Source organism: Nonomuraea sp. NPDC052129 (assembly GCF_040680095.1).
In the GTDB taxonomy this organism is placed as follows: Bacteria; Actinomycetota; Actinomycetes; order Streptosporangiales; family Streptosporangiaceae; genus Nonomuraea.
Genome location: NZ_JBFAVX010000009.1, coordinates 16713 through 41902, shown reverse-complemented (window position 1 = coordinate 41902; position 25190 = coordinate 16713). Strand labels below are relative to the sequence as shown.

The following is a 25190-nucleotide window of genomic DNA, read 5'->3' as shown; positions in this document are numbered from 1 at the left end:
GAAGTTTGCCAGGTGGTTCCTGATTTATGGAACTACCTCCGGCCGCGGATGTGAACAGGTACATCGATACCTTCTGGGAGTGCCGTGTCCGGCAGAGGCTCTCCCCAGGACGTCACGAGCGGCAGAACTCCGGCCCAGATGGGCAGCTCATAGTCCTCCTCCTCGTCCAGGGGACCGCCGCGCCGCATCTTCACCGACGCCTCTTCGAGCGACAGGGCCAGCACGGCCGTCGCGGCCAGTTCCTTGGGCGACGGCTCCCTGACGTAGTCCCACTGGCCGGGCGCGAGCTGCTCGGACACGGCGCGGAGCCCGGCCAGCCGCTCTTCCGGGTCCGTCAGCAGCCGGGCGCGGCCGTAGATGATCGCGGAGCGGTAGTTGACGGAGTGATGAAAGATCGACCGGGCCAGCACGATGCCGTCAAGGTGGGTGACGGTGACGCACACGTCCGTGCCCTCGCTCGCGCGCAGCGACCGAGCCCCGGTGGAGCCGTGCAGGTAGAGGGTCTCGCCCAGGCGCCCGTATCCGGTGGGCAGCACCATGGGGTGGCCGTCGACCACCACACCCAGGTGGCAGATCAGCCCGGCGTCGAGCACCTCGTACAGGTCGTTCCTGTCGCTGCTGCCCCGGTCCTTCGAGCGGCCGAGCGTGGTGCGGGGTGTGGTGGAGAGCATGAGGCCACGGTAATGAGAAAGTGGACATAGCCTGTAGGGCCACTAATGTCCACTTCCCGGAGACCACTTTCGTGCGCACCCTCGTCGACCTGCCCGTATCCCTGGCCAGGGGGTCGGGTGTCCCGCTCTCGGCACAGCTCACCGGCTGGCTGCGCCAAGCCATGCTCGCCGGGACGCTCGCGCCGGGGGAGCGCCTGCCGTCCTCGCGCGGGCTCGCGGAGCAGCTCGGCGTGAGCAGGACCGTGGTCACGGAGGCGTACCAGCAGCTGTACGCGGAGGGGTGGCTGGAGGGGCGGCACGGCTCCGGCACGTTCGTGGCCGCGCTGGAGACGTCACACCTGGCCGTCGAGCCGCCGGCCGCGCCCGAGCCGCCGCCGCGTCCATCGGCCGAGCGGGCGATCGACCTGACCCCCGGCACTCCCTGGGTGCGCGACTACGACCACGCGGCCTGGAAGCGGGCCTGGCGCAGGGCCGCCGACCTGCCTCCTGGCGACCACCCGGACCCGTACGGCCTGCCGTACCTGCGCGAACTGCTCGCCGACCACCTGCGGCGGGCCAGGGCCGTGACGGTCGGCCCCGAGAACGTCCTGGTCACCAGGGGCACCGGCAACGGCCTCGACCTGTGCGCGCTCGCGCTGCTGAGTGAGGGCGGCCGGGCGGGCGTCGAGGATCCCGGCTATCACGTGGCGCGTACGGTGTTCGGGGCCAGGGGCGCGAAGGTCGTGCCGTGCCCCGTCGACGAGGAGGGCGTGATCGTCGAGGCGCTCCCCGACGACCTCCGCGTCCTCTACACCACGCCCGCCCACCAGTACCCGCTCGGCGGGCGCCTGCCGATCCCGCGCAGGGAACGGCTGCTCGCCTGGGCCAGGAGCACCGGCGCGATCATCGTGGAGGACGACTACGACGCCGAGTTCCGCTACGACGTCGCGCCGCTGCCCGCCCTCTACGGCCTCGACCCGTCGCGCGTCGTCCTGCTCGGCACGCTCTCGAAGACGCTCGCCCCCGACATCGGCGTCGGCTGGCTGGTGGGCTCGCCCGAGCTGCTCGATCGGATCGCCGCCATCCGTGTCTCGATGTCCGACCGCACCAGCGGCCCGGTCCAGCAGGCCGTCGCGACCCTCCTGGAGCGCGGCGATCTCGACCGCCACCTGCGCAGGATGCGCCTGGAGTACGCCCGCAGGCGCGGCGCGATCGTCGAGATCCTGGGCCCGGTGTGCCGCCTGCGCGGCGACACGGCCGGCCTGCACCTGGTGGCGGAGCTGCCGCTCGAAACGGTCTCCGGGCTGGTCGCGGCCGCGCGGGAGCAAGGCGTGCTGCTCGACTCCACCGCCCGCCACCACTACGGCACCGAGCGCCTGCACGGCCTGGTGATCGGGTACGGCTCGGCCACACTGGCCGAGGTCAGGCGCGGCTGCCGGACGGTGGCCGAGCTGATCCGCTCGGCCACCGGCGCGTAGTCGTCTCAGGCGGGCTCGAGCTTGCGCAGGATCGGCAGGGAGCGGGCGGCGTAGACCGGGTCGACGGGCAGGGCGTGGCGGGCCCACCAGCGGGCCGGGGCCGGATCGGGGGAAGGGTCGGTGAAGGCGGGCGCGTAGTCGTCGTACGGCGGGTCGTAGAGGTAGCCCGTCACCACCCCGCGCCGCTCCAGTGTGGCGATCGCCGCATCCCGGTCGCGCACCAGCAGCGGCACCCGGAACAACGGCTGGTCGACCTGATCCCGTACGCCCGCCGCCACCGACGGCAGCTCCGCCAGCGAGCGCACCCCCGCCAACCGGCGGGCCCGCTCCCCGGGCACCTTGGCCAGCCGCCTCGACTGGTACCAGCGGGCGAGCGCCCCTCTCCGGGCGCGGTAGTCGTGTAGATCGGCGCGTACCCACGGATCGAACGGCGGCAGCGACGGCACCTGCTTCATGGCCGCCGCGAGCTCGTCGGGCCGCAGCGGGATGCGGTAGCCCTCCCGCGACTCCTCCATGCCCAGCAGGCGCGAGAGCCGGAGCGCGGGCCGGACCAGGTCGAGCCGGAGGGCGGCCTGGCGGGCCATCGAGCTGGCCACCGCCAGCAGTTCGGCGCGGAAGGCGCCCGGCTCCAGCAGCGCGTCGCGGGCCCGTTCGAGCGCGCGCAGGTCCGCCAGGCTCTCCACCGCGAGAACCCCGCCCGAGCCCGCGCCCGGGTGCTTGGACAGGCTGAAGACTCCGGCCTGGCCGAACGTGCCGAGGGGGCGGCCGGCCACGCTGGTCTCCATGGCGTGGGCGACATCCTCGATCAGGATTTTTCCCGTGAAGGCGGACACGGTGTCCGGCAGGCCGTACAGGTTGGTGGTCAGGACGGCGTCCACCTGGCCGAGGTTGACGCGGGTGGCGTCGATGTTGCCGTCACGGCGCGACAGCGGCGCGATCACCGGGCGCAGGCCCGCCGCCAGCACCAGGAAGAGGATCTCGTCGGCGGAGATCGGCGACATGAGCAGCCGCTGGCCCGGCGTGCACCAGTGACGCAGCGCGAGGTAGAGGCCGAGGCGGTTCGAGGGGAGCAGCAGGCAGTGACGGCCTGTGCGCTCAGCGATCCCCTTCACGACTGGAGGGCCGTGCGCAGTCGCCCGAACGTCTTCAGCGCCCGGTCGGCCGTCCTGTGCAGCAGCGGGTTGGCCAGCACGGTGGCCCGCGTCTTGCGCACGGGCACCCGCAGCAGCCAGTGGACGGCCGAGGCGACGCCGACCGTGGCGACCCGCCCCTCGGCCACCTGGAACTCGCCGTTCTTGAGCTTCTCTTTGTACTCCTTCTCGCCCCGGCCCATGTCGATCACCTGGATGCCGGAACCGGCGGCCTGCTCGGCCATCGCCAGGTGATGGATGAGGCCGGGGGAGTATTTGGCGTAGTGGGTGTCGTAGGCCGGGAACCAGCCCGCGAGCGTGGTGCGCGTGCGGAGCCCGAAATGCCCGGCCATCGGCAGGTCGTTCACGTAGATCATGTCGAGCACCCCGGCGAAGCCCTCGGTCTGCGTGGCCAGCAGCCGCTCGACCAGCTCGACAATCCACTGTTGCGCGAACCGGTCTGTGCGCCCCGTGCGCCGGTATTGGTCGGTCTTCCAGCCGAGCAGCGTGTGCAGCGGCGCCGGGTCGGTGGTCGCGTAGTCGTGGCGGATCGGCCCGACGTCGCGCTGGAGCTTGCGCGACTTGGCCAGGGTCGTCTTGTACGTCTTGCCGGAGTGCAGGCGCAGGAACTCGGTGTAGGGGCCGTGCCCCTCACGCAGGTCGATGATCGGCGACGGGTGGCGCTCGTGCCGCCCGGCGATCAGCGGCTGGCCCGCGACCAGGTGGTCGAACTCGTAGACCGACAGCCCGCACTGCTTGATCAATCGGCGTGGGTCGATCTCCAGGTCCTTGGCGTGGACCAGGCCCTGCGCGTCGGTGAGCCCGGCGGCCACCGGCTTGCCGATGCCCATCGGATGGCGCTCGAAGGGGAAGAACCCCACGATGTCGGGCCCGTCGTAGAGCACGGCGACACGGACCATGTCGCGCAGCTCACCGACTGTGATGGTGAACTCGGGAGACAGGAACGGATTGTCGAAGGCCGCGTGCCCCTCCTGGAGAGCCCGCCATCGGCTCAGCTCAGGTGCTCCCAGCTCGCGAGGGTGAGCAAGTGTGACGCGCATGGGCTCCTACGTTCGGCATACCTTCAGTTAGTTTGGAGGTAGCTGTGTACACCCAGGGTAAATGGTCTCGCATGATGGTCGTCTCCGCAGCTCCGGAACGTTACACAACTCTCAGCTAGCGTTCAGGACAGAGTGACGTTCTAATGTGTGTGCATGACCGTACCTGGGATTGACCGGCCCCGGCTGTTCGGCTGGATGGGCGCGAACGTGCCCGACGCGGGCGAACCCCTGTCCGTCTCCCTGATCTCCGGCGGCAGGTCGAACCTCACGTACCTCATCGAGACCCGCGAACGCCGGGTGGTGCTGCGCCGCCCGCCCCTCGGTCACGTGCTGCCCACCGCGCACGACATGCGGCGCGAGTGGCGGGTCATCTCCGCGCTCGCCGCGACGCCGGTCCCGGTGCCGGAGCCGGTCGCGTTCTGCGCCGACGAGGAGGTCATCGGAGCGCCGTTCTACCTGATGGGGTACGTGAACGGCCTGGCCGCCAGGACCCGTGAGCAGCTCGGCGAGCCCGCGCCCGCCGAGACGCGGCGGCTGGCGGAGCGGCTCGCCGAGGTGCTGGCCGCCATCCACGCCGTCGACTACCAGCAGGTCGGGCTCGGCGACTTCGGCCGCCCCGACGGCTACCTGGCCAGGCAGCTCGGCCGGTGGTGCCAGCAGTGGGACCGTTCGAAGACGGCCGACCTGCCGGAGTACGACCGCCTGGTCACGCGGCTGCGTGCGTGCATGCCGGCCCACTCGGCCAGCACACTCGTGCACGGTGACTACCGCCTCGACAACACGCTCGTACGGCTGGCGCCCGGTCCGCCCGAGATCCTGGCCGTGGTCGACTGGGAGATGTCCACCCTCGGCGACCCGCTGGCCGACCTGGGGCTCACGCTCACCTATTGGCAGGACTCCGGTGACGAGGAGCGGGCGGGGATCCCGGTGGCCGGAGATGTGACGCTCGCCCCCGGGTTCCTCAACGCCGCCGAGTTCGCCGCCCACTACACGAAGGTCTCCGGCCGCGACATCTCGGATCTTCCGTTCTACGTGGCGTTCGGGAACTTCAAGCTCGCGGTCATCGTGGAAGGTATCCACGCCCGTTTCCGGCAGGGTAAGACCGTGGGTGAGGGCTTCGAGAACATCGGCTCCGCCGTACCCGCGCTCATCGCCCGCGCGCACCGCATGCTGGACCAGCCCGTGAACCCCTGAACCGCCCGACCCGTGAACCGCCCGAGCATGAGCCCATGAGGAGCGCACATGAGCACTGTGGCACTGATCACCGGAGCGGCGAGCGGCATCGGCGCCGCGGTGGCACGGCGGCTGTCGGCGGGCGGGGCCAAGTGCGTCCTCCTCGACCTCGACGCCGAAGGGGCCGAGCGCCTGGCGAAGGAGGTCGGCGGCGTCTGGCTGGCCGGTGACGTCGGCACCGAGGAGGCTTCGCGGCAGGCCGTCGCGCTCGCCGAGGAGACCTACGGCCGGCTCGACCTGGTGCACCTCAACGCGGGGATCTCGGGCGGGGTGGATCTCGCGGCGTTCGACGTCGAGCGCTATCGCCGGGTCGTCGGGGTGAACGTGGACGGCGTGGTCTTCGGCGTCGCCGCCTGCCTGCCGTCGCTCAAGCGCTCGGGCGGTGGCGCGATCGTGGTCACCTCGTCGCTGGCCGGGCTCGTCGGCTTCGCCGGTGACCCCGTGTACACGATGACCAAGCACGCCGTGGTGGGGCTCGTCAGGGCGCTGGCCGCGCCGCTGGCCAAGGAGCGGATCCGGATCGGCGCGGTCTGCCCGGGGTTCACGGACACGCCGCTGGTGGCGGGAGCGCGCGAGATGTTCGTCAATGCGGGGTTCCCGTTGCTGAGCGCCGCCGATGTCGCCGCGGCCGTCGAAAGCGCCTTCTACGCCGACGAACCGGGCACGCTCCTCATCGTGCAACCGGGGAGGCAGCCAGTGCCGTACCGTTATGCGGGAGTCCCCGGACCGGCTGGAGGGCAGCGCCCGCCAGCCCCTTGATCGACCGCAAGTCCCTTGCAAGTACTGATATATACCGTGGGAAGGGCTGGGAGAGGCGTCCCGGCCCTTGTCTACGCGCGAGGGTGGAGGCACCGTGATTCCCACCGATGGCAAACACGCACGCAGACGGCCGCCATGGCCGATCGCGCTGGGCGTCGGGATCCTCGCGGTCGCGCTCGTCGCGGCGATCATGGTGTACGCGGGCACGCGGAGCGGCCCCCGCGACGAGTACAAGGGCGGCGAGATCGCCCAGACCCAGCCGAGTGAGCCGCCGCCCACACTGGAGCAGCCGCCGGCCCTGGACGACTGGCCGCGCTGGGGCGTCACCCACACCCAGTACAGCGCCGACAACGTGCCCCGCGAGATCACCGAGCAGGCCAAGAACATCCTCGGCCGCGTCCCCATGGTGCAGAATCAGCACATCATGGGCTGGGGCGTGGGCAACCCGGAGCCGAGCCCGGACCAGTACAACTTACGGGACCTCGACCGGCGGCTGAAGCTCATGGCCTCCTCGCGGGCCGTCCCGGTCATCACGCTGTGCTGCGCGCCCGACTGGATGAAGGGCGGTCAGGCCGGGCGTACGGACTGGTCCAAGAACCACACCGTCGCCCCCAAGCGCGAGCATTTCGACGATTACGCCAAGCTCGCCGTGCGGATCGCCAGGCAGTATCCGACGGTGAAGTACTTCATGGTGTGGAACGAGTTCAAGGGCTTCTGGAACCCGTCCACGAACCGCTGGGACGCCGAGGGCTATACCGAGCTCTACAACAAGGTCTACGCGGCGCTGAAGAAGGTGAACGGCGACATCCAGGTCGGCGGCCCGTACATCCCGGTCGAGACCAACTCCGGCAGCGGCCCCTCGGAGCTCAGCGGCCCCTGGGGCACGGTCGACCAGCGCGCGCTCGACGCGATCGAGTACTGGATCGAGCACAAGAAGGGCGCCGACTTCATCGTGGTCGACGGCGCCTCGATGACCAACGACAAGGCCAACGTCCCGGACGACTTCGCGGCCCAGGCCAAGTTCAGCGCGGTCACCGCCTGGCTCAGGCAGAAGAGCAACGACATGCCGGTGTGGTGGGCCGAGTGGTACGTCGAGCCCACCAACTCCGGCTGGAGCGAGGACAAGCGCACCGCCGTACAGGCCACGACGCTGATGGAGTTCGCCAGGAGCGGCGTGACGACGGCGCTCTACTGGAACCCGGAGCAGAAGGACGGGACGGAGTGCCCCGGCTGCCTTTGGTCGTCCGGCACGGGCCAGGAGCTGCCGATGGCGGGGCTGCTGAGCGGGTTCGCGAAATGGTTCCCCGCCGGGGTGAAACTGGATGCCGTCACCACCTCCGACCAGCGCATCAAGACGCTGGGGCAGGAGCGGCAGATGGTCATGGTCAACACGGCCGACACGAGCGTCACCGCCACCGTGGACGGCAAGCGGGTGACCTTGAAACCGTACGAGATCCAGTGGGCGGGACGCGGGGCCTGACCCTCGGTCAAGGGCTCCGTTCGTCTGCTCGGACGGTCGGCCGGAGCCCTTCTCTCACCATTCTTCGGAACAATCATTGCCGTCCCCCGGAATTCCATTGCCTGGGGCGACTTGCGGCGGACAGAGAAACGTCAAACCGCTTTTCCACTTCTGTGGTGATCGAGGCGTCGGCTTGGGTTTGCCCAGGCCCCAGCGGGGTTCTGGTATGGGGCGGACTGCGAGCGCTTTATCGCTGATTTACATATCACACATGCGCAGATCTTTTCCATGAGCACCGGTCAAATCAGATCAAAGAACGCCCACAAGCCCTGATTTTTCACCATTTGGGTGCTAGCGTCCTATTTTGAAAGCCGAAATAGTGCTACTGGCACAGGGGGGAATCATGACTCTCGGTAAGCTCTTCCCGGCTCACCGTAGCGACTGGTGGGGATGGGGCCGTCGCGGTGGAGGTTGTGGTCGACGTCGCTGGTGGGGTGGATGCGGCGGCGGCTGCGGTGGCGGCTGGCGCAGGCGGTGGTGGTGGTAGCGGAGGTGCCACCAGAGAGCCGTCGGGTTACCCAGCGGCTCTCACTCTCCGCTCAGCCCCTGGCGCCGACGGTGTCCATCCGGAACACCTTCCGGGCCTTCTGGCCGGACACCCGTGGCGTCAGGGCGCTGTTCGCGGCCGGGGTCGTGTTTGCGATCCTGGCCGCTCTGTGTGAGGTCGCCGCGATCGCCCTGTTCGGCTACATCACCGACAAGGTCCTCAGCGAACGGGACCTGGGCGCCTTCTGGGCCCCCGCGGCCGCCTGGCTCGGCCTGGCGGTTCTGGCCGGTCTCGTCTCCTTCGCCGGCGCGTACATCACCGCCGCGGGCGCGGAACGCTTCCTCCTCAAGCTCCGCGACCGGGTCTTCGGCCACGTCCAGACCCTCACACCCGACTTTTTCGAGAACCGCCGCACGGGCGACCTGATGGCCCGGCTCACCGACGACATCGAGGCCATCGAGGAGCTCGTCGGCTCCGGCCTGGTCAAGATGTTCACCACCGTGGCCAGCGTGATCTTCTTCGCCGGCGCGGCGTTCATCATCAGATGGGACCTGGCGCTGGTCACGTTCGCGCTGATCCCGGCGTTCCTGGTGGTCTCCAAGGTCTTCGCGTCCCGGTTCAGGAACGCGGCGGCTCGCGAGCGGACCAGCAACGGCACCATGAACAGCGTCATCGAGGAGAGCCTGTCCAACCAGTCACTCGTCCAGGCCTACAACCAGGAGCAGACCGAGGCCAGGCACCTGCACCGCGAAGGTCGCACCTGGCTACGCGCGAACCTGTCCCAGGCGTGGCTCTCCGGCCTCTACGGCCCCGCCGTACAGGTGCTGGAGACCATCTGCCTGATCGTCATCCTGGGCTTCGGCGCCTGGGAGATCACCCAAGGCCGCCTCACGCTCGGTGGCCTGCTCGCCTTCGCCGCCTACCTCGCCTATCTGTACCCCGCCGTCCAGGGTCTGGGCCAGCTCGCCCTTACCGTCTCGGAGGCCGCCGCCGGTTCGGACCGCGTCATGGAGATCCTCTCCGTAAGTCCGACCGTCGTCGACCGTCCCACCGCCGTACCGGTGGTGGGACGCAGCAAGGGGCGGATCGAATTCTCGCGAGTCGGCTTCACGTACCCCAAGCGGATCAGGGCGACACTGCGCGAGCTGTCGTTCGTGATCGAACCGGGGGAACTCGTCGTCTGCACCGGCGCCAGCGGTGCGGGCAAGTCCACGCTCGCCAAGCTGCTCCTGCGTTTCTACGACCCGAACACCGGCCGCATCCTCCTGGACGGGGTGGACCTGCGCGACCTGACCCGATCGTCGCTGCGCGACACCATCACGCTCCTGCACCAGGAGAACCTCTTGTTCTCCGGTACGGTGCGCGACAACATCGCCTACGGCTCTCCGGGCGCCGACGACGCCGCCGTGATTCTGGCGGCCGAGCTGGCCGACGTACACGATTTCATCCAGACATTGCCCCAGAAGTACGACACGCCCATCGGTCAGCGGGGCCGCCTCATGTCCGGCGGCCAGCGCCAGCGCCTCGCCATCGCCCGCGCGATCCTGCGTGACACGCCGGTGCTGGTGCTGGACGAGCCGATGACCGGGCTGGACGTGGTCACGGCCGAGCGGGTGATGGTGCCGTTGCGCCGGTTGATGGAGGGGCGGACGACGCTGCTCATCACCCATGACCTGCGGCATGTTCCGGAAGGGGTGCGCCGGATCGACCTGGAACCGGTACGACGTTCGGATCGGATCCGGCTCCGGCCGAAACGAAGTGACCTCGGGGTGCATGGCGCGTACTGACCTGACAATTCACCGGCCTGGGCGGGAAACCGCCCAGGCCCTGTCATGTGAACGCCACCCCCGCCTCGGCCAACTGTGCCATGATCAACAACGCCGCCGACGTCGAAGGGGGCCTTTCGCCACCGCCACTCAGTAGCCGAGAGCCTACTGATCCGGCATACTCCACACCCAGCAAGATCTGTTGTCAGATCCGGCGCCCATGCTCAAGGAGCTCGACTATTGAGCAGGGCGGGCGACAATGGCCGCAATTGGTGACCAAGTGCCCACGCAAAGCGAAGATTCCACTACAATCCGATCAAGACTTCCAGGCCGTATGTTTCTGACCTCCGACGAGGACTTGATGTCAGCAACTCACATACCTGTTCACCGTCGGGCCCTGCTCGTACCGCTTGGCGTCGCCGTCGTGGCCGGCGTCGCGTGCGTATGGGCCGTGGCCGAGGCGCCGGTCGAGGGGCGGACGCTCGTGGCCTGGTGCCTGGGCATAGCCGCCCTGCTGCTGTGCGCCGCCATCACCTATGGCTTGTACGGCCGGCAGCAGGCGAGCCTGCTGCGTGACCGGCTCGCCATGAGGGAGGCGGACCTCGCCCAACTGGCCGACCACACCCTGCCCGCGCTGGTGAAGAGGTTGCGTGACGGGGCATCGGTCGACACCGCGCTCGCCGAGGTGCCCAGGCCCGCCGACCTGGCTCAGCAGCGCATCCTGTGGACGCTGGCGCAGGAGGTCGGCAGAGGAGACCGGATGCGCGCGGCCGCGATGTCGGCCTGCGCCAACGCCGCCGGCCGGGTGCAGGCACTGGCGACCAGCATGCTGGCCGATCTGCGGGAGATGGAGGACCGGCATGACGAGAAGGTCCTCGGGGACCTGCTGAGGCTGGACCACAGCACCGCCCAGGCGGGCCGGCTGGCCGACAGCATCGCCGTGCTGACCGGTTCGCGTTCCGGGCGGCGCTGGACCAAGCCGATCGTGATGGAGAGCATCATGCGCGGCGCGGTGGGCCGGATCAGCGCCTACCAGCGGGTTCGGGTGCACTCGGCCAGCACCGTCGCGATCGCTGGGCACGCCGCAGAGGGCGTCATGCACGCCCTCGCAGAGCTGATGGACAACGCCACCAGCTTCTCGCCTCCGTCCGAGGAGGTGCACGTGTACGTCGAAGAGGTGAGCACGGGCATCGTGATCACCATCGAGGACTGCGGTCTGGTCATGAGCGCCGTGGCGCTGAACCGCGCCCGGCAGGCCGTCTCGTCCGAGCCCCTGGACCTGACGACGCTGTCCGGTACGCGACTGGGCCTGGCGGTCGTGGGCTGCCTGGCTCGCAAGCACGGTCTGACCGTCTCCTTCAGGCCGTCCTCACGCGGGGGCACCGGAGTGGTGGTCATGATCCCGCAGAAACTGGTCACCCAGCCCGCGCCGGCTCCCCAGGTGGAGGCCCCGCGTAAGCCGAGCGTCCCGGCCGCCCGCCGAGCCGCCTCGGCCCCCGTCCCCGCGCAGGCCGACCCCGCGAAGGCCGACCCCGTCGCGGATGGCGAGCTGCCCAGGCGACGGCGCGGTCAGACGCTCGCGGCGGCGACGTCCGCGGCCCCCGTGCCCGAGCAGGCTCCGGCGCGGCCCAGGCCGTCCCTCTCCGAGGCCGGAGCGAGATTCAGCGCTTTCCGCCAGGCCAGCCGTGGGACCGGCGCCGGCGCCGGTGCGGCGGGCCAGGAAGTGGAACACCCGCAAGCAGAGGGCCCGGCAGCAGAAGGCCCGAAAGACGACACCCGGTGACCAACTTACAGATTGGAGGGAGGGCTGCTCGTCCGGCGACGCCGGATGACCGTCCCAGACTCTCGATGAGAACCTCAGACCGCGACCTCGCCTGGCTGCTGGAGAACCTCCTGGAGAGGACACCGCAGACCCGGCACGTCTTGGTGCTGTCGAAGGACGGCCTCAAGCTCTCCCACACTCACGGGCTGTCGGTGGACCGGGCCGATCAACTGGCCGCCATCGCCTCGGGCATCCAGAGCCTGGCCCACGGGGCGTCGATGGAGTTCGGCGACGGTTCCGGCGGGCTGCGGCAGTCCATGACGGAGTTCCACGGCGGGCTGCTGTTCATCGTGGAAGCGGGAGAAGGCGCCCATCTCGCCGTCGTGGCGAGCGACGACGCCGACCCCGGCATCATCGGCCACAACATGAACGAACTGGTCGAGCAGATCGGGGAGTATCTGACCGCTCCGCCGCGCGAACCTCAGCAGAGCAGCCGCTCGCTATGATCTCGCGGCGAGTGGCCAGCGAGAACCCGGACCGGCTGTACACGGTCACCGGGGGGCGCAGTCGCGCGGACGAGAGTGCCATGGACGTGGTCACGCTGATCGTGAGCGAATGCGATCCGACCCCCGGCATGCAGTCCGAGCACGTCAAGATCCTCCAGATGTGCCGCCAGCCGATGGCGGTCGTGGAGATCTCCTCGGAGCTGAGACTGCCCGTCAGCGTCGTACGGATCCTGCTGTGCGACCTGCTGGACACCGGACGCATCACCGCCCGCCATCCGCCCAAGGCTCCCGCCAAGGCGCAACTGCCCGATCCCGAAATCCTGGAGCAGGTGCTTGTTGGACTTCAGAACCTCTGACCCACCCGGCCGTACACCGCTACGGAGCACGATGACCACCGGTCTCAAGATCGTGGTCGTCGGCGGGTTCGGCGTGGGCAAGACGACCATGGTCCGCTCGGTCAGCGAGATCCGGCCGCTGAGCACCGAAGAGACGATGACCCAGGCAGGAATGGGGATCGACGACGCGAGCGGCGTACAGACCAAGACCACGACCACGGTGGCCTTCGACTTCGGCCGCATCAGCCTGAACGAGCAGATGGTGCTCTACCTGTTCGGGGCGCCCGGCCAGGACCGGTTCTGGTTCCTGTGGGACCGGCTGTTCTCCGGGACGCTGGGAGCGGTCGTCCTGGTGGACGCCCGCCGCCTGGCCGACTCGTGGTACGCCATCGACCGGCTCGAACACCACGGAATGCCGTTCATCGTCGCGCGCAACAACTTCGACGAGCCGACGCATCCCTTGGAGAAGATCCGGGAGGCGCTGGACCTGTCCGAAGAGGTTCCGCTGATCGACTGTGACGCCCGTCAACGTGACTCGAGCAAGGCCGTGCTGATCGCCCTCGTCAACCACCTCCACGCGATGTCCTCCGCCCGGGGGGTTACCCGATGACCGATACTCACTACACACCCGAGCCCATCCGGATGTACGGGCCCCAGTTCCAGGAGGATCCGGAGCAGCTGTACCGGGACATGCGCAAGCTGCACGGGCCCGTCGTCCCGGTCCTGATGGAGGGCGATATCCCCGCCTGGCTGGTGGTCGGCTACCGCGAGCTGCGCTACGTCCTGAGCAATCCGCAGCTCTTCGGCCGCGACTCCCGCCGGTGGAACGCCTGGGATCGCATCCCGCCGGACTGGCCGCTGATGGCGTTCGTCGGCTACCAGCCGTCCATTCTGTTCACCGAAGGCGCCGAGCATCAGCGGCGGGCCGGCGCCCTCAGCGACGCCCTCGCCTCCGTCGACCAGTTCGAGCTGAGATCGCAGTGCGAGAAGGTCGCCGACAGCCTGATCGACGCATTCACCGGTCACGGCCGGGCCGACCTGATCGCGCAGTACTCTCAGCCGATGCCGCTGCTGTCCATGGTCACGATGTTCGGGTTGCCGGAGGCGGAGACGCCCCGCATCGTGGCCGACGTGACCATGGTGCTGAACGTCGGCCCGGAAAGCGCGGAGGCGTACGGGCGAGTCCAGAACGCGATGCAGCGGCTGATCGCCGCCAAACGCGAGCGCCCCGGCCCGGACCTGCCCTCACGCCTGCTGGCCCATCCCGCGGGGCTCAGTGATGAGGAGATCGTCCAGGACCTGGTCGTGCTGTTGAGCGGGGGCCAGGAGCCGACCGCCAACTGGATCGGCAACACCCTGCGGTTGATGCTGACCGACGAACGGTTCGCCGTGACCCTGTCGGGCGGCCGCCGCAGTGCCAGCCAGGCACTGAACGAGGTCATGTGGGAGGACTCGCCCGCCCAGAACAGCCTGGGCCGCTGGGCGGCGCACGACACGCAGCTGGGCGGGCAGCGCATCCGGGCCGGTGACGCGCTCATCATCGGTCTCGCCGCCGCGAACGCCGACCCGCAGGTGCGGCCCGACTCCTACGGCGGCTCCGCCGGCAACCACGCGCACATGTCCTTCGGCCACGGCGAGCACGGCTGCCCGCACCCGGCGCCGGAGCTCGCCGAGGTCATCGCCTACACGGCCGTCGAGGTGCTGCTGGACCGGCTTCCGGACATGGGGCTGTCGGTGCCCGCCGACCAGCTCGTCTGGCGGCCGTCCTTCCGGCTGCGCGCCCTGACCACCCTGCCGGTCGAGTTCACGCCCGGCTACCTCAGGGGACCCGGCTAGAACCGCCGAAGGGGTGTGCCCCCTGACACGTCAGGGGGCACACCACCGGTCAGCTCGCCGTCAGTGGACCGGGCGGCCCGTGATGGACCGTGGGGAGTCCTGCGGAGACAGCGTCGTCGCGGGCGGTTCCGTCGGGAACTGCGTGGCGCAGTGCGTTCCCGGCGCGGGCATGGTGCGGTTGATCAGGTACTTCTCGATGTAGTCGCGCGCACAGGTGCTGTTGCGGAACTGGCCGTGGCCGACGCCGTCGTACTCCAGTACGACCGAGCGCGGGATCTGCCGTGCGGCGGCGTAGTTCCAGGCCGCCGGGGTGGCCACGTCATCCTTCGCCTTGATGACCAGGATCGGCGGAGTGCCGCTGATCTTGAGGCGATGCTGCGGGTTGGACGTCTTGCCCTGCCAGTTGAGGCAGCTCATGACGTCGCTCCAGAACGGGGAGAGCTCCGTGTGCGGGGCGATGGCCTTGAGGCGGCGCTTGTAGGCGTCGAGCTCGGCGAAGCCGCTGACGTTCCACTTCCAGTCGGAGCACCAGATGACCGGGTAGGCGTTGTTGACGCCCTCGGCGGTCGACGTCGAAGCCTCGGCCGCGGCCCTGGCCGTCGACTTCGCCTCCGCCGAGTCCGATGCCACCGGCTTGTCCGCGACCTGCTGGTCCGCCTGGCCGGCCGCCAGCGCCTTCAGCCGCTCGGCCAGCGGGAAGAAGCCCGTCGACGGCTTGTACATCGGATTGAACACCTCGATCCGGAGCTCCTCGTCCGAGATCACGGCGCCGGTCTCCGGGTCCTTCAGGGTGCCGGCCCTGGCCTTGGCCAGCAGGCCGTCCAGGACCGCCGTGGCGTCCTGGCCGTGCAGCGCGCAGGCCGCCGTCTCGCCGCACCACTTCGCGAACGCCAGGTAGGAGCCTTCGAGGTCCTCGGTGGCGGTCTTCATGTACTGGTAGGCCGAGGTGATGCTGTGGTCCATGTTGGAGTCGATGGCCATCGCGCGCAGGTTCTTCGGGAACATCTCGGCGTACTGCTGGCCGACCTGCGTGCCGTAGGAGATCGCGAAGAAGCTGATCTGGCGCTCGCCGAGCGCCGCGCGGATCGAGTCCACGTCGCGCACCACGTTGGTGGTGCCGACGTGGTCGAACAGCGGGCCCGTGCGCTCGCGGCAGTCCTTCGACAGCTTGGCGTTGAAGGCCAGCCAGTTCTGATACTCCGCCTCGTTGGCCGGGTAGGTGAGCGGGGTCTCGTTGACCACGTCCTCGCTGCACAGAATGGGCGTGCTGCTGCCGACGCCGCGGGGGTCCACGCTGACGATGTCGAAGTACTGGCGCAGCGGGCTGTCGTCGGGGATGCCGCGGCCCATGATGTACGCGTTGAGGCCGGACCCACCGGGACCGCCCGGGTGCACGAACAGCACGCCCTGCCGCTTGGCCGGGTCGAGAGCCTTCAAGCGGCCGATGGCCAGGTCGATCGTCGCGCCGTTGGGCTTGGCGTAGTCCATCGGCACCTTGATGGTCGCGCACTCGCCCTTGTACGTGGTGCCACATTCCGCCCAGTCGATCGCGGTCGACGGGGCCGACTGGGCTGATGCCACTCCGGTGAGCTGGGTCACCAGTGCGGCACCGGCCAGTGCCGTGGTGAATAACCTTAACCTCACTATCGGTCCTTCCTGATGTGTCGATGTGTCCCATCGATCATCCTGGCGGGCCGACAGTGCGGTTTGCGGAGTTTTACGGATGTTGTGGAGAAAAGCCGGAGTCGGACTAGGTGTAATAGCCTTCGACCGGCCCCCGCGCCTCGTCGTACAGCGCCGGTCCGTCGAGTCGCGCCCCGGCGTTCTCGACGGGTGGCTTGAGCCCGCTGAGCTGCTCGGTGGACAGCGCGAACACCACCCGCCCGAGCCCCGACCGCTCGATGGCGGCCGAGCACATGCCGCAGGGCTGGCAACTGGTGTACATGACGGTGCTCGCCGCGGCCTCGGGGCTGAGCTCACGGGCCGCCCAGCGGGCCAGCTTCAGCTCAGGGTGCGCGGTGATGTCGGCGTCGCTGATGGAGGTGTTGACGTCCTCGGCGAGCACGCTGCCGTCCGGCGCCACCAGGAGGGATCCGAAGGGCGGGTTGCCCGCCGCCCGTGCCTTGGCGGCCAGCCCGATGGCCCGGCGCAGGAACTGCTCGTCGTCATGTGTCATGGCTGCTCCGTTCGTGGGTGGTTCGTGTGGAGGTCCCAGGAGGCGGCTACGGCTGCGAGGGCGTGCCAGGCCACCTCAGGGTGGCACGTCTCCTGCGGGTCGCCGTCGAAGGGGTCGAGGACGACGGTGTCCGCGCCGAGGAGGCGTAGCTGTTCGAGGTCGTCCACGATCTGCTCGATCGTGCCCTCGCCGGCGCGCCGCTCGGGATCGGTGATCGGCGACGTGGTGAGCCTGAGGATGATGCGGGGCGCCTGGGCGGGCATCGGGCGGCCCTGCTCGTCTGCGAGGGACTTGAGCCGGCCGAAGGCCTCGCGCAGCCAGGGCAGGGTGTTGCGCAGCGGATGCCAGGTCTCGCCGAGGCGCACCGCGCGGCGCAGGCCGGCGTCGCTGTTGCCGCCGATCCAGATCGGCACCGGCCCGCCGCGGTAGTCCGCGCCGTCCGCCCAGGCGGCGCGCAGCGCGTCGAGGTATTCGTCGGTCAGCGCCCCGCGCCGGTGGAACGGCATGCCGAGCGCCTCGAACTCCTGCCGCGCCCAGCCCACGCCCACGCCGAGGACCAGCCGCCCGCCGCTGAGGTCGTTGAGGTTGGCGGCCATCCGGGCGACGAGCAGCGGATGCCGGTACGGCATGATCAGCACCGTGGTCCCGAGCCTGATCCGCTCGGTGATGCCCGCCAGCCAGGCCAGCGTGGTGAAGGGCTCGTAGAACGGCGCCGGATACTGCTCGGCCACGTCCGGCGTCACTACCACGTGGTCCGACAGCATCAGCAGGTCGTAGCCGAGGCCCTCCACCGTCCGCGCCCAGCCGCGCAGCACGTCGGGGTTGGTGCCTGGTCCGAAGTTCGGGACGTTCACGCCTATTCGCACCCGTGCAGGCTAGCCAATCGGCCATGGTGGCAGGAAGGGAGTTCTCCCTCCGTACGGGACGATTGGCCGGGGAATTGCCGGTATTTTGGGCCGATGACCGAGAGCCTTGACGCGACGGACTGGGCGATCATCGCCGAGCTCCAGAGAGACGGGCGCGTCGCGCTCACCGAGCTGGGACGGCGGGTCAACCTCAGCTCCTCCGCGACGACCGAGCGGGTCAAGCGGCTGGAGGCGGCCGGCGTCATCACCGGCTACCGGGCCGAGGTCGATCTGGAGAAGGTCGGCTACGCCGTGCTCGCCGTGGTGCGGCTCAAGTATCCAGGCAGTCGGCACGAGCCGCTGCATCGGCTGCTCGGTGAGCGCTCCGAGATCCTCGAATGCCTGCGCACCACCGGCGACGACTGCTACCTGCTGAAGGTGGCCGCGGCCTCCATGGCCCATCTCGAACGGGTCGTGGACGAGCTCGCCCAGTTCGGCAGCACCACCACCAACCTGGTCTACAGCCGGACGCTGCCCTATCGGGGGCCTCAGGCGCGCGCCGACTTCTGATGAGCGCCCCGGTGGTCGGGCCGGCTCCAGTACGTCACGGCGCGCAGCAGCCATTCCACCGGCCCGTACCGGTGCCCACGCAGCCACCAATGGCTGAGGAAGACCTGCCCGACGAAGACGACCAGCGCGATCACCACCTCCACCGGTGGGCTGACGCGGTCCACGAGCGCCAGGCCGTACCCCGTGAAGATCAGTGAGCAGATGAGCGACTGCCCCAGATAGTTGGACAGCGCCATCCGGCCCGGCGCCGCCAGCGCTCGTCCGATGCGCGGCAGGTGCGGGAGCAGTCGAAGGAAGGTCGCCGCGTAGGCGGCGGCGAGCAGGGGAGCCGTGACCAGGTCCACGGCCTCGCCGAGGAACTTGTTCACGCTGCCGTGCCAGGCCGACAGCGTGTAGACGAACGCGCCGCCCAGCCCGAGGGTGAACCCGAGCCACTGCAGCCGACGGAGCGTGGCCGTGTGCGCGGACACATCGCGCAGCACGCCCAGCTTGCCGACCGCCAGCCCGATCAGGCAGGCGGCCAGTACGGCCGGACCCTGGAAGAGTACGCGCAGCACGACGATGAGGGAGAGCTTGCGCAGGTGCTCGCCGATGATCTGGAAGCCCGAGCCGCGCAACGCCGTGTCGGAGTGCACCGCCTCCGCCACCCCGTGCGAGACCGTCCCGGCCGTGTCCAGACCCACCATCGCGAGGACGGCCAGCAGCACGAAGCCCAGGGCGAGCATGGAGGTCAAGGCGATCGCGAGCATGACCGCGGTCTTGGGCGAGATCTTGCGGAGCAGCAGCAGGGCCAGCCCGACCGCGGCGTAGGTGGTGAGGATGTCACCCGGGAACAGCAGCACCGCGTGAGCCAGCCCGATCAGGAACAGCCCGGCCAGGCGGCGCAGGAACATCGGCACGAACGCCTTGCCCCGCCGTACGGCCGAGTCGACCTGCAGCGTGAAGCTGTAGCCGAACAGGAAGGAGAACAATAAGTAGAACTTGTTCTCCATGAGCAGGGTCACGGTCCACCGCACCGCCCAGTCGAGCGGTGAGGTGAACGCGGGCTCCGCCATCCCGGCCATCCGGTAACCGGAGGCCAAGAAGGCGATGTTCACGACGAGGATGCCGAGCAGCGAGAAGCCGCGCAGGGCATCGACCGAAGTGATGCGTGTAGCCATGGATCGCCCAGGTGAAATGGCGGGATGTGTCCTCATCAGCGAACATCATTCCGCAAAACCTGAGGGTTTCCTGTGAATCTAGGTATTTGATGCGATATAGATAAATCGCTCGATGATCACGCCTACTGCCACGGCGAATGCCGGGATGGCCACCCACAGCAACCGCCGGCGCGCCTTGACCGCCCGATTCGGCCCGTTGAGCCGGATCACCTCGTAACCGAACAGAGTTGCCCAGGTCAGGGCCAGTGCCGCGAGGCCGACCGGCGTCCAGGGCGAGGTGGGGTCCCCGGGTCCCAAGTATGACCGGGGCTCCGGGATCTCGGTGCCCTTGACGAACTTCTTCCAGGTGTACAGAGCGGCGTCTTTGTTGGCGTAGACCCTCTTGACATCCGGCGAGGCGTCCAGCGCGGCCCTGAACCTGGGACCCCAGTCTGCCGGGAAGCCCTCATTGAGCTGCAGGTAGGCGATCTGACCGGTGCTGACGGCGAGATAGGTGTTGCGCTGGCTGGCCTTGAGCGTCGCGACCGCCTTGGCGATGTTCGTCGGATCCTGGTAGACGAGCGCCTGGCCGTTGAAGTTGACCAGTTCGATGTCCTTCTCGCCCCACGGCAGTGTCGGCGTGACCTCGGGGCCCTCCTTGGCCGTCAGGTAGAGGACCTTGGCGCTCGGCTTGTCGTGGGCGTAGATGTAGTGCATCGCGGCGACCTCGCCGGTCGTCACCCGCTCGAACTTCTCGTTGCCGTAGCGGGCGATCAGGAACGCCCCCGCGAACACCACCGCGAAGCAGGCCGCGAGCACGACCGACAGCTTCCTGGTCAGCTCGGGGTTGAAGCGGACGTTCCGCTTGCGCATGGGCACGGTCTCTTCGCGCACGTCCGCGCTGTCGGCGGGCAGGTTCGGGAAGAACGCGTACGCCGCCAGCAGGCAGGCGCCGGGCAGCGCGAACATGTAGATGCGCAGCCCGATCTCGCCGCCGTAGCTCTGCAGCCCCAGCGCCAGCACCGGCACACAGAGCAGGATCAGCGCCGCCCGGTCGACCACCCCGCGCCGCAGCCGCCTGAACAGGCCGGTCGCCGCCAGGGCGAGGATCACGACCAGGATGCCCAGCCGCGCCTGCAGCACCAGCGCGTGCGCCGGGTCGCTGCCCGCGATGCGGTCGCCGGTGTTGCGCTGCAGGTTCGTCAGAATCCGGCCCAGGCCGCCGAAGATCGCGTCGATCTGGCCCGCCCAGAAGCCCACGGTCTCGTAGCTGATCCAGGCCAGCACGGCCAGACCGAGGAAGAACGGCAACGCCCAGGTCAGCTTGGTCCGCTTGAAGATGAGGAAGGCCGTCACCACGCCGAGCATCATGAACGGCGTGATCTGGTGCGAGGCCGTCGCCGCGAAGAACAGCGCGAGCAGCATCAGCAGCATCAGCAGCCGGTCGGCCCGGAACGTACCGGTGTTGGCGATCTCGCCCGGCGTCATCGCGTCGAGGCGGCCGAGCAGCTTGCGCAGCCCCTTCGGTGCGATCGGCTTGGTGCGCGGCTCCACCCGCCCGAACCAGCGCAACAGGATCGCGACAAAGGCCAGATAGAGCGCGAAGGTAAAGCCCTGCGGCGAGAAGTAGTCCTGCCCGATCCACTGCACCAGCACGAACAGCAGCGCCGCGTACCAGCGCGCCCGCGTGGTGGCCACCACCTGGCGCAGGATCAGCACGAACGGCAGGAGATAGAGCAGGTTCGTCAGCAGGGGCGTCCACTGGAGGATCGTGGTCATGTCGCTGATGCCGGCGGCCTTCGTCACGAAGGCGAACAGCGCGAAGTAGCCCGGCCAGCCCATGCGGGCGTCGATGCTGATCGCGGTCTCGCCGGTCCGGCCGATGAAGTCGACGAAGCCCGCGTGGATGTACGCCGTGGGGAACCGGGGCTCGCTCGCCACCAGCGAACCCGCGCCGTGCAGGGCGAAGGTGATGACGGCGATCTGGAACAACAGGAGGAACTTACGGTCGGTGCTCTGGGCGACGGTGACGAAGAACGACACCAGCATGATCAGGATCGCGGCGAACGCGCTGGCCGGGAGGGCGGCGATCAGGCCGAGACCGTTGATGTCGGCCGGGTTCACGCCGCGCAGCGGGCCTGGGGCCACGCGCAGGGCGAGGACGTACATGATCAGGCCCTCGACCGTGAGCAGCGCGGGGAGCCACATGGGCGCGCTGCGCCCCAACTGCCGCAGCCGCTCGCCCAGGCCCTTCGCCTTGGCGGGGGCGGGTTCGCTAGCGGCGGGTTCGGCCGTGGCGGGTGCCTTGGTCGGAGGCTTGGCCGGGGTCTTGGTGGCGGTTGAGGCGGGGGTTGTGGCGGGGGGCTCGACGGGCGCTTTCGCGGGAGCCGGGGGAGCTTCCACGGCCAGACTCGCGACCGGGGCGGCCGTCACCTTCGTCGGCACGGTCCCCGCGGCGCTGTCATCCACGGTCGGCGCTGACTTGTCCGCGCCCGGGTCCTTGGTGCCCTTCGGCTCCTTCGGGTCCTTGGGCTCTTGCGTGGCCTTGAGTTCCGTCGGGTCCTTGGTGTCCTCGGGGGCTTTTGGTGGCGTGCCGATGTGGAGGGTGGCGGGCAGGCGGATGGCGGGCAGGGTGCCCGTCTCCGCCTCGTCATCGCCGTCGTCGTCACCGTCGGCGACGTCCGCGGCGGCGTCCGGCACGGGGGCGGCCGGCCCCTCCAGGACCGGCAGCCGGGGGATGACGCCCGTGGCGTCCGGATCGAAGGGTACGCCCGTTTCCCCCTCTGCCTCGGTGCCGTCCGTGGAGTCGCCCACGTGCTCGGAGGAGCCCGTGATCCCCGTTGTCATGCCATCGCCGTCGCGTTGCCTCACGTTGACCATCATGCGGCCCCGGACGACCCCTGAGTGACGGGAGTCCGCCGAGTATCGCCAAGAATGAGTATTTTGCGAAGAGATTTGAAGATCAAAAGTGCCATCAAAGTCTCGCTGAGCAACAAGCCGTACCCAACGGCGTTGACCCCGGCGAACGGGAACAGCGCCAGGATCGACACGAGAACGAGCACCGCGAGCCCGATCTGCACGATGGCCAGCTGCCGCGCGTCACTCCGCGCCCGCAGCACGCTCAAATAGACCTCGATCAGCACCCGCGGCAGCACGGCCAGCGCCATGAGCCGCAGCAGCGTCGTACCCTCCGCCGCGAAGCCTTCGCCGAAGACGCTCAGGATGAGCGGCGCTCCCGCGATCACCACGACGATGATCGGGACGATGATCATGAAGGCCCGCTGCAGCGCTCGGCGGCAGTTCTCAGCCAGTTGCGACCGGTCGAAGGAGCCCTCGACGGTCAGCGACACGGCCATGTTCATGGCCAGCAGCTCGATCATGCTGGCCAGCGTGTGGGCCATCGAGAAGCGTCCGAACGTGGCCTCGTCCACCCGGGTCGCGACGACGGTGGGCACGAGGTAGACGATGGCCAGGATCGACAGCGTGCCGGGGAAGTCGCCGGCCAGGAACCGGCCGATCTGGCGCAGCCGCGGCGGCTCCTGGACGGTCTCGGTCCGCTTCATGTGCCGGGGCACGATGACGCCGAAGATCAGCCAGTTGACCGGGATCAGCGCGAGAGCCGTCGGCACCATCCAGGAGGTGAAGATGCCGCCGTCGGGCAGCGCGCCGGCCATCGCGATCAGCAACCCCATCTTGGCCAGGCCGAAGACCAGGTTGTTGAGCGGCACCCAGGTGGCGTTGCGCAGTCCGGTCAGCACCACGTCCTGCAACGTGAACACCGACCAGACCAGCACCGAGCCGAGGAAGAACAGGCCGGGCCCGAACGCGCCGAGCACCGAGTAGGTGCGTCCCCACAGCGGCAGGGTCAGCAGGAAGCCGAGTGCCGCCACGCCGCCGGTCGCCGCCGCCAGGCCGTACCCCCGCAGGATGAGCTCGGGGATGCGGCGGCCCGCCAGCGGGAGGAAGCGGGAGAGCGCGCCCACCAGGCCCAGCGCGGTCAGCGACGCGAACAGCCGCATCGCGGTGATCATCGCCTGGCCCCGGCCGAACTCCTCGGGCGTGTAGAAGTGGGCGGCCAGCAGCCAGTAACCCATGCCGAGCGTCGCGGTGATCGCCGTGTTGGCCATCAGCGCGTAGCCGTTTCGGAACAGGGGGTTACGAAGGTCGCGCAGCACCCTCCCCCAGAGGCTAGACATTTCCACGCACCCGCTGCAGGCCGTACTTCGTGCGCCTGACGATCGCGTAGCCCTTGGTGAGGACCCGCTCCTTCAGGTAGATCAGGGGCACACCGGTGCCCTCGACGGCGCGCTTGAACATGCTGATGGAGGTGTGCCGCGCCACGGTCAGCCGGGGGATGGCCAGCATGTCGTGACGGTCGGCGGCGATCGAGTTGTTGACCGCGCAGGCGGCGAAGTAGCCGGCCTTGCGCACCTCGCGCCGCACGCGGGCGCTGGAGTAGCCGTAGGGGTAGGCCATGGTGGCGACCGGCGCGCCGATCTTCTCCTCCAGCAGGCCCTTGTTCTTGCGCAGCTCCTGGCGCAGCTCGTCGATGTGGAGCTGGTCGAGCTGCGGGTGGCTGTGGCTGTGGCCGCCGATCTCCATGCCGGCCTGGGCGGTCTCGCGGGCCTGGCCCCAGGTCAGCATGTCGTCGAGCGGCCGGCCCGCGGCGTCGTCGCCGGCGTCCGCCACCCAGCCACTGGTCAGGAAGACCGTGGCCGGGAACTTGTAGCGGTCGAGCAGCGGCAGTGCGCGGCTGTGGAAGTCGGCGTAGCCGTCGTCGAAGGTCAGGACGATGGGTTTGTCCGGCATGCACCTGCCGTTGTTCTTGTTCAGTGAGGCCACCAGATCGCCCAGCGTGAGCGGGGTGAACCCGCTCTCCGACAGGTAGGCGAGCTGTTCGTCCAGGTCCGACGGCCGTACCGAGTGAGGGAGTGTCTCCTCGTTCGGGTCGTCGGCGACGGAGTGATACATCAATATCGGTACGCGGATCATCAGCGCACTGCCTTCAGTCGTGCCGAGCCGATCAGGTAACCCCAGGTGGTCCAGGCCAGGCCGACCACGATCGCGGCGGCCCGGCCGAGCCCGCCGACGTCGCCCCGGAACGCCTCGCCGACGCCCCGCAGTGCGCCGAGCGGCAGCGTCTTCAGCGCGTGCGCCCGCTCGCTGGCCAGTCCGTCCTGGGTGCCCACCTCCTGCGTGACCAGGGCCTTGGACAGTCCCTCCGCGTAGCACCTGGATCTGAAGTAGGCGAACCGCTCGCGCTGGCGCGACACCTTGTGCCCGATCAGCGCGCGCGGCTCGAACAGCATGACCGAGCCGGGCTTGCGCTGGCTCAGCCTGATGCAGAACTCGGTCTCCTCACAGCCCAGCGGCCTGCTCTTGCGGCCCTGCACGCTGCGCCCGATGCCGCTGTGGAAACCGCCCACCTCGGAGACGACCTCGCGCAGGAAGGCGGCGTTGCCGCCCATCACGTTGCGGATCGGCGCTCTTACCGCGGGCATGCCGCGATAAGAGCAGCCGACCGTCCAGTCGAACTCGTAGGGGAACCAGCGCGGCCTGCGCTGGGACGCCCACAACGGCTCGGTGCGACCGCCCACGCCGACGACACCCGGTTCCTGGAAGCCCTCCTCCAAAGCCTCCAGCCAGCCGGGATCGGCGACGGCGTCGTCGTCGAGGTACGCGACGATGTCACCGGTGGCCATGGCCACGCCGGTGTTCTTGCCGCCGGACAGCCCTTTCTCGTGCGTGTTCTCCACCACAATGGCCTGTGGGTAAGCACGCTTGAGTTTCAGGTGCAGGTCCGGGTTGTAGTCGACGACCAGGATCAGCTCGTACGGTCGTCGCCGCTGATTCTCGACCGACTCGACGGCTTGCCTGATGTCCTCCCACCGCTCGTCGGTGTATACGCAGATGACAACAGACGTCTTCACAACGGACC

22 protein-coding genes are annotated in these 25190 nt (G+C 69.1%); 11 read left to right on the top strand and 11 right to left on the bottom strand.

Annotated features, from left to right (window positions below):
• Positions 1 to 32: 32 nt before the first annotated feature.
• Positions 33 to 671, bottom strand: coding sequence for a pyridoxamine 5'-phosphate oxidase family protein (locus AB0L53_RS21475; protein WP_363996356.1), 639 nt, complete (start codon positions 669 to 671; stop codon positions 33 to 35).
• Between the two features lie 71 nt (positions 672 to 742).
• Here AB0L53_RS21475 and AB0L53_RS21470 point away from each other — a divergent pair, with 71 nt between their 5' ends.
• Positions 743 to 2128, top strand: a complete 1386-nt coding sequence (locus AB0L53_RS21470; RefSeq protein ID WP_363996353.1) for a PLP-dependent aminotransferase family protein — start codon at positions 743 to 745, stop codon at positions 2126 to 2128.
• Between the two features lie 5 nt (positions 2129 to 2133).
• Here AB0L53_RS21470 and AB0L53_RS21465 read toward each other — a convergent pair whose 3' ends face one another.
• A complete protein-coding gene (locus AB0L53_RS21465; RefSeq protein WP_363996350.1) occupies positions 2134 to 3240 on the bottom strand; it encodes a DegT/DnrJ/EryC1/StrS family aminotransferase in 1107 nt (368 codons plus the stop codon).
• The gene (locus tag AB0L53_RS21460; protein WP_363996347.1) at positions 3237 to 4319 is read right to left on the bottom strand and encodes a GNAT family N-acetyltransferase; all 1083 of its coding nucleotides are present in this window, start codon (positions 4317 to 4319) and stop codon (positions 3237 to 3239) included. The genes AB0L53_RS21465 and AB0L53_RS21460 overlap by 4 nt, the downstream gene beginning before the upstream one ends.
• 153 nt (positions 4320 to 4472) lie before the next feature.
• On the opposite strand from AB0L53_RS21460, the gene AB0L53_RS21455 reads away from it, so the two are divergent.
• The 9 genes from AB0L53_RS21455 (at position 4473) to AB0L53_RS21415 (ending at position 14522) form a co-directional block, all read left to right on the top strand.
• Positions 4473 to 5513 (top strand): phosphotransferase family protein, encoded by a 1041-nt coding sequence (locus AB0L53_RS21455; RefSeq protein ID WP_363996344.1) that lies wholly within the window; start codon positions 4473 to 4475, stop codon positions 5511 to 5513.
• A gap of 48 nt (positions 5514 to 5561) precedes the next feature.
• Positions 5562 to 6311 (top strand): SDR family NAD(P)-dependent oxidoreductase, encoded by a 750-nt coding sequence (locus AB0L53_RS21450; RefSeq protein WP_363996341.1) that lies wholly within the window; start codon positions 5562 to 5564, stop codon positions 6309 to 6311.
• Positions 6312 to 6405: 94 nt separating this feature from the next.
• Complete coding sequence (locus tag AB0L53_RS21445) at positions 6406 to 7791, top strand: xylan 1,4-beta-xylosidase (protein ID WP_363996338.1); 1386 nt, start codon at positions 6406 to 6408, stop codon at positions 7789 to 7791.
• Positions 7792 to 8268: 477 nt separating this feature from the next.
• Positions 8269 to 10104 (top strand): ABC transporter ATP-binding protein, encoded by a 1836-nt coding sequence (locus AB0L53_RS21440; protein WP_363996336.1) that lies wholly within the window; start codon positions 8269 to 8271, stop codon positions 10102 to 10104.
• 403 nt (positions 10105 to 10507) lie between these two features.
• A complete protein-coding gene (locus tag AB0L53_RS21435) occupies positions 10508 to 11866 on the top strand; it encodes an ATP-binding protein (protein ID WP_363996333.1) in 1359 nt (452 codons plus the stop codon).
• A gap of 65 nt (positions 11867 to 11931) precedes the next feature.
• Positions 11932 to 12351: a roadblock/LC7 domain-containing protein gene (locus AB0L53_RS21430; protein ID WP_225292333.1), complete on the top strand. Its 420-nt coding sequence runs from the start codon at positions 11932 to 11934 to the stop codon at positions 12349 to 12351.
• Positions 12348 to 12707, top strand: a complete 360-nt coding sequence (locus tag AB0L53_RS21425) for a DUF742 domain-containing protein (protein ID WP_357956041.1) — start codon at positions 12348 to 12350, stop codon at positions 12705 to 12707. The genes AB0L53_RS21430 and AB0L53_RS21425 overlap by 4 nt, the downstream gene beginning before the upstream one ends.
• Positions 12708 to 12738: 31 nt before the next feature.
• The gene (locus AB0L53_RS21420; protein WP_358540278.1) at positions 12739 to 13296 is read left to right on the top strand and encodes an ATP/GTP-binding protein; all 558 of its coding nucleotides are present in this window, start codon (positions 12739 to 12741) and stop codon (positions 13294 to 13296) included.
• On the top strand, positions 13293 to 14522 hold the full coding sequence (locus AB0L53_RS21415; protein WP_363996329.1) for a cytochrome P450: 1230 nt from the start codon (positions 13293 to 13295) through the stop codon (positions 14520 to 14522). The genes AB0L53_RS21420 and AB0L53_RS21415 overlap by 4 nt, the downstream gene beginning before the upstream one ends.
• A 60-nt stretch (positions 14523 to 14582) precedes the next feature.
• Here the strand turns inward: AB0L53_RS21415 and AB0L53_RS21410 are convergent, their stop codons facing one another.
• The 3 genes from AB0L53_RS21410 to AB0L53_RS21400 all read right to left on the bottom strand — a co-directional run bounded on the left by AB0L53_RS21410 (position 14583) and on the right by AB0L53_RS21400 (position 17564).
• On the bottom strand, positions 14583 to 16166 hold the full coding sequence (locus tag AB0L53_RS21410) for an alpha/beta hydrolase (protein WP_363996326.1): 1584 nt from the start codon (positions 16164 to 16166) through the stop codon (positions 14583 to 14585).
• A 106-nt stretch (positions 16167 to 16272) separates the two neighbouring features.
• Complete coding sequence (locus AB0L53_RS21405; protein WP_363996323.1) at positions 16273 to 16698, bottom strand: nucleoside deaminase; 426 nt, start codon at positions 16696 to 16698, stop codon at positions 16273 to 16275.
• Positions 16695 to 17564, bottom strand: coding sequence for an LLM class flavin-dependent oxidoreductase (locus AB0L53_RS21400; RefSeq protein ID WP_363996321.1), 870 nt, complete (start codon positions 17562 to 17564; stop codon positions 16695 to 16697). Before AB0L53_RS21400 ends, AB0L53_RS21405 begins: the two co-directional genes overlap by 4 nt.
• Positions 17565 to 17657: 93 nt before the next feature.
• Between AB0L53_RS21400 and AB0L53_RS21395 the strand changes: the two genes are divergently transcribed.
• A complete protein-coding gene (locus tag AB0L53_RS21395; protein WP_363996319.1) occupies positions 17658 to 18113 on the top strand; it encodes an Lrp/AsnC family transcriptional regulator in 456 nt (151 codons plus the stop codon).
• Here the strand turns inward: AB0L53_RS21395 and AB0L53_RS21390 are convergent.
• From AB0L53_RS21390 to AB0L53_RS21370, 5 genes are all read right to left on the bottom strand, one after another.
• Entirely contained in the window at positions 18092 to 19273 is a 1182-nt protein-coding gene (locus AB0L53_RS21390; protein ID WP_363996317.1) for a DUF418 domain-containing protein, read from the bottom strand. The two genes, AB0L53_RS21395 and AB0L53_RS21390, sit on opposite strands and share 22 nt — an antisense overlap.
• A 78-nt stretch (positions 19274 to 19351) precedes the next feature.
• Positions 19352 to 22123, bottom strand: coding sequence for a hypothetical protein (locus AB0L53_RS21385; RefSeq protein WP_363996315.1), 2772 nt, complete (start codon positions 22121 to 22123; stop codon positions 19352 to 19354).
• A gap of 8 nt (positions 22124 to 22131) precedes the next feature.
• Positions 22132 to 23427 (bottom strand): hypothetical protein, encoded by a 1296-nt coding sequence (locus AB0L53_RS21380; RefSeq protein ID WP_363996313.1) that lies wholly within the window; start codon positions 23425 to 23427, stop codon positions 22132 to 22134.
• 13 nt (positions 23428 to 23440) lie between these two features.
• Entirely contained in the window at positions 23441 to 24244 is an 804-nt protein-coding gene (locus AB0L53_RS21375) for a polysaccharide deacetylase family protein (protein ID WP_357644162.1), read from the bottom strand.
• The gene (locus AB0L53_RS21370; protein ID WP_363996310.1) at positions 24244 to 25182 is read right to left on the bottom strand and encodes a glycosyltransferase family 2 protein; all 939 of its coding nucleotides are present in this window, start codon (positions 25180 to 25182) and stop codon (positions 24244 to 24246) included. The genes AB0L53_RS21375 and AB0L53_RS21370 overlap by 1 nt, the downstream gene beginning before the upstream one ends.
• Positions 25183 to 25190: the final 8 nt, after the last annotated feature.